The sequence below is a fragment of the Butyricimonas hominis genome, assembly GCF_014287455.1.
In the GTDB taxonomy this organism is placed as follows: Bacteria; Bacteroidota; Bacteroidia; order Bacteroidales; family Marinifilaceae; genus Butyricimonas; species Butyricimonas muris.
The window spans coordinates 21,012-36,406 of sequence record NZ_JACOOH010000001.1 but is presented as its reverse complement, the minus strand read 5'-3'; the positions used below and the strand labels follow the sequence as shown (position 1 = coordinate 36,406).

The following is a 15,395-nucleotide window of genomic DNA, read 5'->3' as shown; positions in this document are numbered from 1 at the left end:
AACATTCGTTGTTTAATGGTGGATTTACTAAATATTGAGTGTATGAAGTCGGCAGAGATTAGACAGAAATTTTTAGATTTTTTTGAGAAGAAATCACATACGATAGTACCTTCGGCACCGATGGTCATCAAGGGGGATCCCACGTTGATGTTCACGAATGCCGGAATGAACCAGTTCAAGGATATTATATTAGGTAATGTTCGTCCGAAAGCGACTCGGGTGGCGGATTCGCAGAAATGTCTGCGGGTATCGGGAAAACATAACGATTTGGAAGAGGTCGGGCATGATACTTATCATCACACGATGTTCGAGATGTTGGGGAACTGGTCATTCGGGGATTATTTCAAGAAAGAGGCAATAGCTTACGCGTGGGAGTTTCTGACGGAAGAGATGAAGTTGGATAAAAACCGATTGTATGCCACGGTTTTCGAGGGGAACAAGGAGGATCATCTTGATGCGGATAATGAAGCCTTGGAGTATTGGTTGCAGTATTTGCCCAAGGAACAAATATTGTACGGGAATAAAAAAGATAATTTCTGGGAAATGGGGGAAATGGGACCTTGCGGTCCCTGTTCCGAGATACATATTGATTTGCGCCCTGACGAAGAACGCAAGATTAAGCCGGGACGTGACTTGGTTAACAAGGATAATCCTTTGGTGATCGAGATATGGAATCTTGTGTTTATGCAGTATAACCGGAAAGCGGATGGCAGTCTGGAGAACTTGCCGAGCCATCACGTGGATACGGGGATGGGCTTCGAACGTTTGTGCATGGCGGTACAAGGGAAAACGTCTAATTACGATACCGATGTATTTACCCCGATTATCGGGGAGATAGCCCGGTTGAGCGGCAAAGAATACGGAAAGGACAGTGCGGCGGACGTGGCTATGCGCGTGATTGCCGACCACTTGCGTACGATAGCTTTTTCTATCACGGACGGGCAGTTGCCCTCGAACGTGAAAGCCGGATACGTGATCCGTCGTATTTTGCGGAGAGCCGTACGCTACGCGTATACTTTCTTGGATCAGAAAGATGCTTTCATGTATAAATTGGTGCCGATGCTGATTGAAGTAATGGGACAGCATTTCCCCGAGTTAGTGTCACAACGGGTACTGATCGAGCGTGTGATTCAAGAAGAGGAAAATGCATTCTTGCGCACCTTGGATAAGGGTATCAAGTTGTTGGATAAGATTATAGAGAAAACCAAGGCGGAGGATTATTTGACCGTGCCGGGTAACGTGGCTTTCGAGTTGTATGATACTTACGGTTTCCCGTTGGATTTGACCGAATTAATTCTGAAAGAACACGGACTGGTGGTGAATCGCAGGGAGTTTAAGGCGGAAATGGAGGCGCAGAAAGAGCGTTCGCGTTCAGCCGCGGCTGTGAATACGGATGATTGGGTGGAGTTGATTTCAGACGACACGCAGGAGTTCGTGGGATATGATTACACGGAAACGGAAGTACAGATTACACGCTATCGCCGGGTGAGTACGAAAGGGAAGGCGTTTTATCAATTGATATTCAATATAACACCTTTCTATGGAGAGAGCGGGGGACAGGTCGGAGATCGCGGTTGGTTGATTTCCGAAACGGAAAAGATAAATATTCTGGATACGCAGAAAGAAAACGGGTTGACGGTGCATCTCACCGATCGTTTGCCGGAAGACTTGACTCAAGTCTTTACCGCCAAGGTCGATTTGGATAAACGGGTTGCCACGGAGAATAATCATACATCCACGCATTTGTTGCATTATGCTTTGAGAAAAGTGTTGGGAACTCACGTGGAACAGAAAGGATCGTTCGTGAGCGACGAGTATCTGCGTTTTGACTTTTCGCATTTCCAGAAAGTGACAGACGAGGAGTTGGACAAAGTGGCAGCTATCGTGAACGAGGAGATACGGAAAAACTATCCGCTGGAGGAGAGTCGGGCAATTCCGATCGGTCAGGCAAAGAAAATGGGGGCGATGGCAATATTCGGAGAGAAGTATGGCGATCTGGTACGTGTGGTGAAATTTGGGGAATCTGTGGAATTGTGTGGAGGTACACATGCCCATGCCACGGGACAGATCGGTTTCTTTAAGATTATGTCCGAAAGTTCAGTGTCTGCCGGAGTTCGTCGTATAGAGGCAATTACCGCGGCGAAAGCGGAAAGTTATATATTGAACACGTTCAAGATGCTGAAGCAAATGGATAGCATGTTCAAATCCAATCGCGGGATATTGGAGAATATCAAGGAATTGATGGACGAGAACGAGGGACTGAAAAAGGACGTGGAGAAATTCACTCAAGAGAGTTTGAAAATACTCAAGGAAGCGTTGAAGAATGAAAAGCGCGTGATTCGGGATATCAACATGATCGTGAGGACGGTCGGTATGGCTCCGGCGGCGGCAAAAGATGTTGCGTTCCAGTTGAAGGGGGAGTTGGATAATCTGGTACTCGTGTTAGGAGGAGTATTTAACGGAAAACCTCACTTGACTGTAATGATTAACGATACTTTAGTGAAGGATTATGGATTGCATGCCGGACAGATCGTGAAAGATGCGGCGGTGGAAATCAAAGGTGGCGGCGGTGGTCAACCATTCTTCGCTACAGCAGGGGGATCTGATCCGAATGGGGTGTCTCGCGCACTTGAAAGAGCAGAAAAATTAATTTTGGACAAAATTAATTAGAGTTTGGTACAAAATTTGTGCGAAGGATTTCGTATATAGATAAATTTTTATACATTTGTTTTGTGAAAAAACACGTGAACTAATTTGAGTATTACAAATAAAATTAAGAAATCATTATGAAAAGAACATTAGGTCTGGTTGCTGTTGTTGCCTTGTCTGGGTTAATAACTGTTTCCTGTTCTTCATTAAACAAGATGAAGAAGCGTGCAGGAGAAATTTCGTACTCTGTAACTCCGGAAACATTAGTGGCTAAAGGTGGAATGGTAGATTTGAAAATCGACGTGACATTCCCTGCCAAATATTTTAACAAGAAAGTGGCTATCGAGGCTACTCCCGTGTTAAGATTTAAAGGAGGAGAGAAGGCTTACGAGATGAAAGCCATCCAAGGAGAGAAAGTTCAGGGAAATGCAGAGGTTATTCCTTACGAAGCAGGAAAGACGATTACTTATGTAAGCCGTGTTCCTTTTGAGGATGCGATGAGACTTTCTGATTTGGAGATTGATATTACCGGATCTAAAGGCGCTAAAGTGGTGAAATTCGAGCCGAGAAAGATCGGTGACGGTGTGATTGCTACCGAAATGTTGGTTGTTAACGCTCCGGCTACGACTATCGGTGAAGATAAATTCCAAAGAATTATCAAACAACAAGAGGAAGCTGCTATCTATTATTTGATTAATTCAGCTAATATCCGTTCAAAACAAATGACTTCTGAAGAAATGAAGAAGTTGGAAGCATATATTAAAGAAGCTGCTTCTAAAGAAAACATGAACTTGAATGGTATTGATATCAGATCATACGCTTCACCCGACGGTTCTTATGACTGGAATGATAAATTGGCCAACAAACGTGAAGCCGGTTCTTCTGATTTCTTGAAAAAACAAATGAGAAAAGGTAAAGTTGAGCAATACAAAGACGAGAATTTCTTCAAGAAATTTGTGGTTGCTGAAGACTGGGACGGATTCAAGAAAGCTATGGAAGAATCAAATATCCAAGATAAAGAATTGATCCTTCGCGTATTGGAAATGCATTCGGATCCTGAAGTGAGAGAAAGAGAAATCAAGAACATCGCTTCTGTGTTTGCCGTTGTGGCAGATCAAATCCTTCCGAAATTGAGAAGATCTTTGTTCGTGGTAAATACCGAATTGATAGGTAAATCAGACGACGAGTTGAAAGCATTGGCTAAATCCAATCCTGCTGAATTGAATGTTGACGAATTGCTTTATTCCGCTACTTTGTTTGATAATAACAATGATAAGTTGGCTATCTATCAGGCTTGCATGAAACAATTCCCGAGTGATTGGAGAGGTTTCAACGACGCCGGTATGGTTCAATTCGAAATGGGTAATGTTGCAGAGGCTCAAGCAAACTTCAATAAAGCTAATTCTTTGTCAGCTAACAATCCCGTTGTACAAAACAACTTGGGTGCAGTGGCCTTGAAGAATGGTGATTTGAAACAAGCTGAAGTTTATTTCGGTGCCGCTACCGGTGTGGGTCCGGAAGTTGACTACAACAAAGGTATTATCGCTATCAAGAGTGGTGACTACGCTGCGGCTGTAAATTATTTCGGAAAATGCAATTGCGTGAATGCCGCTTTGGCTAACGTACTTGCCGGAAATAATAACGAGGCTTTGAAGAAATTGAATGCAGAGAGCAAAGAATGCCCGATGTCTTATTACTTGAAAGCTGTAATTGGTGCGAGAACCAATGACGCTAACGCTGTAATGAGTAATCTGAGCAAAGCATGTGCTATGGACGCTTCATTCAAACAATTAGCTGCTACCGATATGGAGTTCGCTAAATATTTCGAAAACAGTGATTTCACTTCTATCGTAAAATAAGTGATTGTTAATATATCTAAAAAGGCGACCCCTCGGTCGCCTTTTTTATTTACCTTTTCTTTAACACATACTTTTGTTTTGAATGCATATCTTTGTACTCCAAAAGTTAACGTGATTGAGCATGAGGAGTTTTGTAGGTATATTATTTATTGTTCTTCTGGCTGCATGCGTCCATAATAAAAGTGTACAAGTATCGGGGCGTGTAGAAACCGGAATGACTCGTGATTCCGTCATATCTTTTGACGTGAACGGGACGTCGTACGAGTTCAAGTTGGACAATAAATACTTTTTTTCCGGTAAAATACCACTGGAAAAAGGGGTCTATGCAAGAGTATACAGGCCTAACTCTTTTGACGTGTATCTTTCCCCGGGAGAAGATTTGGAAGTGAATATTGTTCGTAATACCGTGTCTCCGCAATTTAAGGGAACGTTGAGTGCGATTAATAATTACTTGAGAGAGCAGGGGAGGACGATGTCTTATCTTCCTTATGAAGTATATCAGTTGGGAGAAGAAGAATTTATACAGCGAATGCAGGATATGCTTAACATGGATATTCTTTTGCTGGAAGCCAAAAATCTTGGTGATGATTTCACGAACAAGGAAAGAGAAAGAATAAGATATAAGATAGCGTTGCAGGCAGTGGGATATCCGAGTATGCACCAAGTTCCTGATTCCGTGAAATATGAACCGGGAATCGTGTTCACGGATTTTATTACCGGTTTTGATTTTAACAACGAGGAACTGTTGTCGTTCCCTTTTTATAGACAATTCCTGATGAATTATTTCTATTATTACAAAGGGAAAAACATGAGTGGCAGAAGGCTCGTGAATTATATTTTAAACAACGTGACGAATCTTAAAGTACGGGATTTCTTGTTATCGGAGGTGGTGTATGTCTATTTTGCCCAAAACGGATTGAAAGATTCTGATTACTTGCTTTCGGTATGTTGGAACGAGGTCTCCGATACCAGTAAATTGGTAAAAGTCCGTCAGTTGGTTGACCGTTGGAGAAAATTGTCTGCCGGGGCAACAGCACCGAATGTCCTTTTAACCGATGCTTCGGGCAAGGACGTGCAGTTGAAGGATATGCGCGGGAAATATCTTTATATTTGTGTTTTGACGCCAAGTTTCGGTACGATGGGGGAAGAAAAAGAAACAACAGCGTGGAAAGAACTTGTTGAAGAATATAAAGAAAAAAATATACGGTTCCTGACGTTTGCCACGGATGAGGAAGCATTTTCGCGTGTGAAAAATATTCCGGGTGAACATTTCCTGTTAAAAGATCCTGATTTTTATCGTTCTTACATGATAACCAATTCTCCCAGATTCATATTAATCAACCCGGACGGCAGGATTACCGATGCTGATGCGTCAAAACCTTCAGGATCGATGAAATTACTTTTGCAGAATATTGGGTTATAATTTATTTTTGTATATTTGTCGATGTTTACGGCAGGTAAATTTATTTGCTGTAATGTTAGGTTAATTATTAGAGCAAGTATAATAACAGATGAAATTTACACTTGTGGCTATGGTCACAAATGGTGTATAAAATTTAGTTAGTATGAAAAGAATTGGTTTATTTTTAGTGCTTGTGACATTTTTACTGGGTGCTTGTGACAGTAATACGGTAAAAGTGCGAGGTGAGGTTGAAGGATTAAAAGGGAAGGTTAAGTTATTGGCAGAAATGCCGGGAGAACCCGGGTTGACTATTTTAGCCGAGCAGGATGTTACGGATGGAAAGATTGATTTGAGGACAGAGCAATTCCAAATCCCGGGTAGGGTATGGGTGGATATCGATGGGAAAACCACGGTTGAAGCTATACTGGACACCAAGGATATGATTTGGATTCAAGGAAAAATAAAGTTCCCGGATCAGATTGAAGCTAAAGGTTCCGGCTTGATGGACGAGTACGATGACCTGAAAAAGCAATATAAAGAGAGATACGGAAAGGATCTTGGAAAAGTAGATCGGTTGATAGAGAAGATCAGCAAGAAAGATAAATTGACGAAGGACGACGAGGTGATGTTAGGTATCCACCAGTTACAGAAACAACGTTTCCTGAGACAACGTGCTAATTGGACGAAACAATTGATTGAAGCGAATCCCGGTAAAGAATTGTCTTTGTTCTTGCTTAAAGATGAGTTACAAGATAGTCTAGCGTTGCAAAAGCGTCTTTTCAAGAAAATGAAGATCGAAAATAAAGAAAGCAATATTTATAAAGTATTGGAAACCAAATTGCAATAAAGTATAAAACCATTAATTGGTTTTTATTTTCCCGTTTTTATTACTTAGTTGTTTTTTAGAGGTACCTACCCGGGTACCTCTTTTTAATTTTTTGTGTCAGGCGTTGCATGATGACATAAAAAACACTAACTTCGCTAATTGTATATGTCAGCTTATGATTAAGAAAATTATTATCAGGATACTGTCTATTGTCATGCTTATTGCTTTTATTGCTGTGGTAAGCGTGCAGTGGATTTGGATGAAATACAGTATGCGGGAAGGAGAAGCACGTTTTACCTCGAAAGTGTATGACGTGTTAGGTAAAGCTGTCAGTTTAGTGGATCAGGTCAGTGAACGAAAACTTTATCAGGAGGTCAAAGAACAATACAATATTTTGGAGGAACAGATTGCGGCCACTGACCAGATGTTGGATTCTTTGGAAAAAGGAAAAGAGCAGCGCTTGCGAACAAATTCCGCGAGTGTTTCGATTGAGATGCAGCAGGCGAACGGACAGGTGACGATAAGGCATATGAGTGTCGGGTATCAGGATCCTTTAGAGGAGTATTCAAGATATCTTCAAGAAATCTCCAGATCGATAAGGGAAGTCACGGACAGGAGTTTTCCGCATCAGTTGATAAAATCGGAAGAGGAAGAGGTAAAACAACAGACGGATTCATTGGACGGACAGCGTTTGTCGGATATGATTCGGAAAGTAGTGATCCGTTATATGAAAGAGGAAGATCCGCATAATGCCGATGTAGCCAAACGGCTTGAGGGGGTGGATTTGGATATCTATTTGAAAGATGAGATGGCAAGTACGGGAATAAAGAATCATTTCAAATGGAAGGTGATGAAAGGCGAGGAATTGCTGAAATATATCAAGGAACACGGCAAGAAGGGGTTCTATTACACGGATCTTTTCCCGAATGATCAAATCAAGAAAGACGCTAACTTGTGTATCATGTTCGACACGAAAGATTCGCTCTTCTATAATAATATCGGGTGGATGTTCATAGCTTCCGGTTTTTGTATTATCGGTTTGATGTCCGTGTTTATTATAACAATCGTCGTGATTATGAGGCAACAGAAGCTTTCCGTGATCAAGAATGACTTTATTAATAACATGACACACGAGTTTAAGACACCGTTAGCCACGATTTCTTTGGCAACGGCTGCAATCGAGAAAGAAAAGGTGCTAAACGATAAAAACCAATTGCTGAAATTCAACTCGATGATCCGGAACGAGAATGAACGTATGAACAAGTACGTGGAGCGTATTCTGTTGCAGGCTAAACTTGATCGTCGGGAAGTACATTTGAAGAAAGTGAATGTAAATCTGAACGTGCTGGTGGATGAAACGGTTGAGCATTTCCGTTTGCAGGTAGAAGAACGGGGCGGAGTTATCAAGGCTGACCTTGATCCGGAAGGATACGTGATGCAAGCCGACGAGATACATATGCTCAACGTGGTATGTAATCTGGTAGATAATGCGATAAAATATTCGCATGATTCGTTGAATATATATATATTTACGAAGCGGGAGGGGAATCGTTTTATCATCGGAGTTCGGGATACCGGAATCGGGATACCGAAAGAGGCTCAGGATAAGGTGTTTAAACGATTCTATCGCGTGCCGAGCGGTAACGTGCATAATGTAAAGGGATTCGGGTTGGGGTTGAGTTACGCCAGATCGATCGTGGAATTGCACGGGGGTGAGATTCACTTGACCTCGAAAAAGAATAAAGGAACTTTGGTAGAGATTATTTTTAAAATGGAAAATTAAAATTGAATATATGGGACATAAAATACTTTTAGTAGAAGACGATCCTTGTTTCGGATCAGTATTGAAATCCTATCTGGAATTATCCGATTATGATGTAGTGCATTGCACGAACGGGGTGGATGGATTCGAGGCATTTCGCAAAGAGAAGTTCGATTTGTGTCTTTTGGATGTCATGATGCCCGAGATGGATGGTTTTACATTAGGGAAAAAAATCAGAGAACTGGATGTAACCGTGCCCTTTGTTTATATCACGGCAAAGAGTATGAAAGATGATATGAAGCAGGGATACGAGATTGGAGCGGATGATTATATTATAAAACCCTTTGATTCCGAATTGTTGATTTTTAAAATCAAAGCAATCCTTAGCCGTTGCGAACACGAGGATACGGAGGTTAAACCGAAAATGATCGAGTTGGGAGCTTATCTGTTCAACACGGAATTGCGCACGATCACGAAAGGGGATGAAGTGATTAAATTGACTCCGAAAGAATCCCGGTTGCTGGAATTGTTGTACTATCACAAGGATGGTCTGTTGCAACGGGACAAGGCTTTGAATGAAATCTGGGGTGCCAGCGATTATTTCACGGCTCGTAGTATGGATGTGTACGTGACGAAATTGAGAAAGTATTTTAAAGACGACTCATCCATTAAGATCGAGAACGTGCATGGTTCCGGATTCCGTCTGATTCTTGAATAGCCGGTAATTGAAATAAAAAAATAGAAGTGAGGATTTTTCCTCACTTCTATTTTTTTATTTCAATTTGTTCAGTGTACGGTAATGGTTCCTGCATCACTGTTTGCCGAATATTGTGGGGCGTATACACATTGTAGAGTACTGATACCGTCTTGATAGGTTCCGCTTTGTGCGATCCATACCGTGTACTCGAATACATGCGTACCTTTCGGGAGGAAGTCGAAGAAGAAGTTGGTAGCAACATCTGTCGTTTCCTGATAATACACGAGAGCCTCTTGCCAACGGTTGCCGGAAAGTTGTTCTGTCGGTTCAAAACATCCGGCTCTTAGATCTTTCAGATGCACGAATTGCATATCCTGATCGTTGGATACCGTGATACGGATACAGATTCTATCACCGACTTTTAATTCTTGTCCGGCCAGCGGGATTAACGTACTTCCGGTATCTTCTTCTTGTTGGATGAATAGCTGTTTCTTGACAGAGATTCCGCCCGAATGACTGGTGATTTTGTCCAGTTTCTCGAAATATTGCAGGTATAAACCACCCCAGCTTGCTTGCTGTTGTTGTTTTGAGAGCGTTACATTCAGCATTTTCGGGGTAATCTCTTTGCCCGTGAAACTTTGTTTGATGTATCCCAATTTGGATTCTTCCGGGGTAATATTCAATTTCTTGTTACCGAGTTTTACCGCCAGTTCTTCTTGGGATGCCAATTGATTATTTCCCGTGAGGAGTAAAGCGTAGATAGCGTCGACCGTAGTGGGTGTTGATCCCCAGTTTTGAGTTTGTTTCTGGCGCAATAACCATTGTTTCATCCCTTCGGTATCCGTGGAATTGCCTTCAATTTCACGGAAAGCACTCATGATCGCCACGTGAGTCTGGATAGCGGAGTTGGTGAAAAGGGTTGAACGGTTGTTCGCCCAGTACATACCCATTTCAGGTGTGGTGGTGGAGTATTCTTTCAAAGAATGTATGATTTGTTTCGCCGCATCCGTTTTACCGTATCGATAAAGAGTGATGGCTGACAAGGCTTTCTCGTACAGTGAAAGTTTGGTCCATGAAGTTTCCAGTTGTCCCAGATAGAACTTGTGAGCTTCCAGAGCATCGGTCAACGGGATATCCCGGTATGAACTGCGGGTGTACAGGTATAATATTTGGGAATATCCGGCAGTTTTGATGTTCTTGTAGGATTCTTGGATTTGTTTATCGAGGAAGTTCAACGCTTTGATTTGCATCATCTTTACTTCTTCCGGGTGGCTCGTGGCGTTTAACGAGACAAGCCGTGCCATTGCCTCAAGGACATTTTCAGTCATGAAGGAGCTGGAATAGAATCCCTTGAACCATGACCAACCACCATCTTCGTTTTGCAGTTCAGCCAATTTTTTGATGGCTTGCCGGGCGATATAGTTCTGGCGGTTCACGTCCAGAAGTTCACCTAAGGAGTGCATTTGTTGTGTTTCACTCTGTGCTTCGGTTACCCACGGGGAAAGTTGTAGCAGAATGGATTTTAATTCCTGATTCTTTTCCAGCGGGGAAGTTAGTGCGGCATCCGGTTTTTGCATCCATTGCCGTATGGCATCCGTGATTCGCGGATTCCCGTTTGCGATAGCCGTCGCCAATGTACTGACATAATAGGACGCCGTGATTTCGGTTACATTCTCGGTTTGCGGCGTGTTTATTGTCGGCAGGGCGAGAACGGCGTACCATACCGGGTTGGCGGTGAGTTCCAGCGTCAGGCGATATGGGGTAATTCCTTTCGGTGCATTCAACTTGAACGTTTGTTGCCCTTGTTTGCTCGCGAATATCGGTAAGGTTTGAGTCACCAGTGTGGCATCGGGAACCACGGGAAGCACATGTTGTTCTCCGTCACTGAATTGTGCTGAAGATGCAACAATACGACACCCGAGTAGATCCGTATCTTCCGGGGCGGTAAACTCGAAACTTACGGTTTGGTTCTCTTGTGCATTCACGTTGAACGGTTGTTGTTGTTTACTGATCACGACATCCGTCGAGGGAACGAACAGTTCGAGGTATGCTTCACCTTGTTGTGCGGTTGTCGTGAGATTATTGATTGTCGCTTGCAGCACGACCTTATCCCCCGTGCGTACGAATCGGGGCAGATTGGTATTAACCATAAATTCTTTGCTCGTGATAACCGATCTTTCAATTTGTCCGAATTGCATATCCCGGGTATGTGCCAGTGCCATGAATTTCCACGTCGTGGTAGATTCCGGTACCGTGAATTTGATTACCACGTTACCCGTTGAGTCCGTTAAAAGTTGCGGGTAGAAGAATGCTGTTTCTTGGAAATTTTGTCTGATTTGCGGAGTTGCGCCAGTAACGCTTTCTTCCGATAAGACTCCCGGAACACCGGAATCGGCTGATGCTTTGAATGAACTCAACCCTCTGATATAAAATTTCGTGTTATCATTATCTTCCGCAATACCGGCAACCTTTCTGGGCAATGCTATTTCTTCTTCTGCCATTTCTTCTACCATAATTTCTTGTTTTGCCCCTCCTCTGGAATGGCCATATCCCGCGACAACAGCATTATCCCAACCGAGGAATGTGTATTGGCTTAATCCGTAGAGGTTTAATCTATTAAATTCAAATCCGGGTACCTCCATGCGTTTCTGATTATAGCCGAGAGTTCCCCTTAACGGATAGTTGTCGAACCTCCACCGGGGCGTTGTGCTGTAATTGTAGTAAACCGGGTTGAAATTCCAAATATTTGGACGGATTTTGTCCAGAGAAGCATCATACATATCTGCCATTATCTCTGCAATGACAGCTTTTCCCTGTCCGTTTTTAATGGTGAATGACCATTCTTCTTTTTGTCCGGGAGTAAGATGATCCCGGAATGTTTTCGTGATAATATCCAGTTTTTTGTCAGCTTCTTCACGAGTCAGCATGAAATTATTCGTGAAAAATTCGCCGTCTTTGATAAAGCTGACAATTACCTCTGCCTTCTTCCCGAAATCCTCTTTATACGGTATAGTCAGAGTCGTATTGGAGTTGTTTAGTACCAATCGTTTTCGCTCCATGAGTTTCTGGTCGGAGTATATTTCATATAATACATACACGTCTTTAGCGGATGAGCCCAATAAGATTCTGGCATCTTCTCCCGGGATGCAAGTTGTTTTCTCTTCCACGCTCCAGAAATAGGTGAGATAAGGCGGGCGTTTATCCTGAGGGGAATAAAGATATATGATATTTTCGTCGGTAATATTACTATTGTCACCTGTGCCGGAAAGTTTTAACAGATACGCTCCGGAAGGTAATGAGGATAGATTCAACTCCAATGGTTTGTCCGTATTGGTAGTAAATGTGCCTTCCAATACTTTTTTATCCACGGGTAAATTACTCCGGTCATATTCTTCCCCGAGTTTTTGTAGCGGTTTTAATGCGGATAATTCGTAAGTGATATTTTCGGTTAATGGATATTCATTATAGTTTAGCGTCGTGACTGTAATACTATTCGGTTTCTCTTTATTCATGTAAGGATAAACGGAAGAATTCAACCGATAGTTTTGGGGTGCTACTTGTACCGAATAATTGGACTCTTGTGTTTCCCCGTTGGGAGTGGTGACCGTGACCGAAACCGTGTACGTGACGAAATTTCTATAAAGAGCCCCGGGAGAATTGTCTGTTGTTTTTTCCGTGTCGAATGAAATACTGAATTCGCCTTTCTCGTTTGTTTGAGTTTTACCGGCGGCAATTGTATTTTCTTGGAATCTCCACGCGAAAGAGCGGCTTTGGATGGAGTAGGTGACTTTACTATTGCCCGCGTTGGCGCCGGAATAGTTTTTGGCGATACCGGAAACCGTAAGTCGGTCACCTGATTTGTAAGCTCCTTTTATCGGGTTAAAGGTGATTTCGAACTTCGGGCGTTTGTATTCGGCTACGGTAATGGTGTGATTGGCTTCACCCGCGGTAATGAAGAAAAGTCCGTTCAGTACGTCTTGCGGTAACGTGAATTTACCGGCAAAGGAACCGAATTCATTGGTTTGTACTTCTTCTTTCGCCACGACTTGGTTATTGACATCCGATAACGTTACCGTGTATTTCTTTCCCGTGACGGCTTTTGAGGCTTCGGCGGTTGCTTCCCAAGAAATTCCGCTGAAATAGACGATTTGTCCCGGTCGATATATTGCCCGATCGGTAAAAAGACTGGTTTCTTTTACTATCGGTGTCGAGGAACTGAAATATTGATTCGGGAGGCGGGTTACAACCCCGTGGTCGTCACTCCCTGAAGTAACTTGATAGAGACGGTCTTGGGGGACGTTTTTTATAGAGGCAATTCCATTCGCATCGGAAGTGAATTCTGTATCCAGAACATATTTACGTCCGCTTCTGCTGTAAATTTTCACTTTTGCCCCTTGAATCGGTTTTCCGCTGACGAGATCGCATACAAGTACATTGTAGTTTTTGTCACTCGTTTTGCTGGCAATGGTTGACAGACGACTGGAACTGAAATAAGAGGAATCCGCTTGCTGTTTTGCCGTTCCGTAAGAAACTGTCAGTTGATAACGCCCGGTACTTGTCACGGGAATCTGTAAAACGGTATCCTGTGAATACAGTTCTTTGGGGAGGCGGTACGTGTGGGTAGATATCTTTTTCAGTTTCGGTGTTTTTTTGTCAAGATGCAAATAGTCTAATGTGGTTTCATCAACTTTATATAGCGTGAACGATATGTCGGATAAATTTTTGAACGAGAGTTTTATGTTTTGAGTATGTCCCGGATAGACATTGGGTTCAATCGTATAAAATACGTTCGTTCGTGTTATCTCTTGAGCCATTTGTTTCAATATGTTGATCCGGAAATAATTCGGATATTGGCGAATACCTTTATTGCATATATCCAGTGCTTTTTTGTATTCAGGTTTTTCCGTGGTGCTGGGATTGGCATAATTGAATCTGGTGGGTTGATAATAAGTCTGCGCGAGTTTGTAAAGAACTTCCGCGTTGTAAGGGCTTTTGTTATACTGGTGAGCCAATTGTTCTAAAGCGCTTGTATATAGTGAATCGCTATCGTTCGTGTTGATTACTCTACGAATATATTCCAGACGATCCAGATCGGAAATGAGAACGGCATCCGCACGTTTGGCTGTTAGTTCCGATTGTAATAGAGATTGATAGAGTTTGATGATATTTGAAGAAACGTCGAAGGGTTTAGCCTCGATAGTCATTCCTGCGAAATCCGCCACGGGAGCAAATAATTGATTATCGGTGACCGGACTCTGTTTGTAATATTGTGAAATATTATAGAGGCCGTTTAATATATCAATACTGCGATATACCAGAAAATCGTACATTGTCGGTCGAAGAGCCGGGGAGTTTTTCCCGAGAATCATTATTTCCTTGTAATCCAGACAATTTACTTCTGCAAGTTGCGGTTGCGCTTTCACTGCGTCCAGTGCGTGCTGAAATATTTTCTCGATATATATGTTACCGGTCCATTCCGCCATGTTGCGGGGGATATATCCGGTAACGGGAGTCCTGTTGTATATTTGGGAGAGTTGACTCATGTAATACATTTGGTAGAGTTCCGCTATCAATGAATGAAGAATGCTTTTTTCCACCGTATTCCGGTCTTCTCCGATGTATTTTTCCAGATCCTGTAACATGGGAGGGATACTATCCATGTCAATCAAAGCCTGATACTTGATTTGGCGAATCAGAGATTGTATCAGTAGCGGGGAGTTTTTTTCTTTTACCGCTTGTCGATAGTCTTTCAGTGCTTGAAGCAAGGCCGTTTTCGGGGCTGCCTCGTTTTCTTTGTCGGAGATATTCTGCTGACTGAACGCAACATGTACCCCGAATAATAATACCGTAATAATTAGTAGTCTTTTTATCATATCGTTATCTGTTTGAATTATACTTTTTCATCCTATGTTATTCGCAATTCCCAACGGGAAAGTTATTACATAGATGCAAACGGAACAGAAATTCCATAAAAGTACGAATAAAATTCTTTAATGTATCTCTGGAGGAAATAGATTATTGCCGGAATGTTTCTGTCGAATTGCAGTTGAAATAAGTTCCGGTGAATGAATTTCAGTTCGTTTTATGTCGTTCTTTCTACATGTGGGAGTGGCTGAAGAACGAAAGATAGACGAGAGAAGAACGAATGAAGGGAAGGAGTTGAAGGGATTTTGTAGGTTTGTTGTGCTGATTTCTAGTAT

Annotated in this window: 7 protein-coding genes; 6 read left to right on the top strand and 1 reads right to left on the bottom strand. The window is 42.4% G+C overall.

What is annotated here, in order from left to right; genetic code table 11:
• Positions 1-42: 42 nt before the first annotated feature.
• The 6 genes from alaS to H8S64_RS00105 all read left to right on the top strand — a co-directional run bounded on the left by alaS (position 43) and on the right by H8S64_RS00105 (position 9,216).
• Entirely contained in the window at positions 43-2,670 is a 2,628-nt protein-coding gene (gene alaS, locus H8S64_RS00130) for an alanine--tRNA ligase (protein ID WP_186974509.1), read from the top strand.
• Between the two features lie 116 nt (positions 2,671-2,786).
• Positions 2,787-4,508, top strand: a complete 1,722-nt coding sequence (locus H8S64_RS00125) for a tetratricopeptide repeat protein (protein WP_099290844.1) — start codon at positions 2,787-2,789, stop codon at positions 4,506-4,508.
• 121 nt (positions 4,509-4,629) lie between these two features.
• Positions 4,630-5,931, top strand: coding sequence for a TlpA family protein disulfide reductase (locus tag H8S64_RS00120; protein WP_186974508.1), 1,302 nt, complete (start codon positions 4,630-4,632; stop codon positions 5,929-5,931).
• Positions 5,932-6,073: 142 nt separating this feature from the next.
• Complete coding sequence (locus tag H8S64_RS00115) at positions 6,074-6,757, top strand: hypothetical protein (RefSeq protein ID WP_186974507.1); 684 nt, start codon at positions 6,074-6,076, stop codon at positions 6,755-6,757.
• A 154-nt stretch (positions 6,758-6,911) separates the two neighbouring features.
• Positions 6,912-8,519, top strand: a complete 1,608-nt coding sequence (locus tag H8S64_RS00110; protein WP_186974506.1) for a sensor histidine kinase — start codon at positions 6,912-6,914, stop codon at positions 8,517-8,519.
• 10 nt (positions 8,520-8,529) lie between these two features.
• The gene (locus H8S64_RS00105) at positions 8,530-9,216 is read left to right on the top strand and encodes a response regulator transcription factor (RefSeq protein ID WP_099290841.1); all 687 of its coding nucleotides are present in this window, start codon (positions 8,530-8,532) and stop codon (positions 9,214-9,216) included.
• 68 nt (positions 9,217-9,284) lie between these two features.
• Here H8S64_RS00105 and H8S64_RS00100 read toward each other — a convergent pair whose 3' ends face one another.
• Complete coding sequence (locus tag H8S64_RS00100; protein ID WP_186974505.1) at positions 9,285-15,068, bottom strand: alpha-2-macroglobulin family protein; 5,784 nt, start codon at positions 15,066-15,068, stop codon at positions 9,285-9,287.
• Between the last annotated feature and the right edge of the window lie 327 nt (positions 15,069-15,395).

Bases quoted from the DNA above. Each gene is read 5' to 3' on its own strand.
- alaS (WP_186974509.1), top strand. From the start codon at position 43: ATGAAGTCGGCAGAGATTAGACAGAAATTTTTAGATTTTTTTGAGAAG.
- H8S64_RS00100 (WP_186974505.1), bottom strand. From the start codon at position 15,068: ATGATAAAAAGACTACTAATTATTACGGTATTATTATTCGGGGTACAT.
- H8S64_RS00125 (WP_099290844.1), top strand. From the start codon at position 2,787: ATGAAAAGAACATTAGGTCTGGTTGCTGTTGTTGCCTTGTCTGGGTTA.
- H8S64_RS00120 (WP_186974508.1), top strand. From the start codon at position 4,630: ATGAGGAGTTTTGTAGGTATATTATTTATTGTTCTTCTGGCTGCATGC.
- H8S64_RS00115 (WP_186974507.1), top strand. From the start codon at position 6,074: ATGAAAAGAATTGGTTTATTTTTAGTGCTTGTGACATTTTTACTGGGT.
- H8S64_RS00110 (WP_186974506.1), top strand. From the start codon at position 6,912: ATGATTAAGAAAATTATTATCAGGATACTGTCTATTGTCATGCTTATT.
- H8S64_RS00105 (WP_099290841.1), top strand. From the start codon at position 8,530: ATGGGACATAAAATACTTTTAGTAGAAGACGATCCTTGTTTCGGATCA.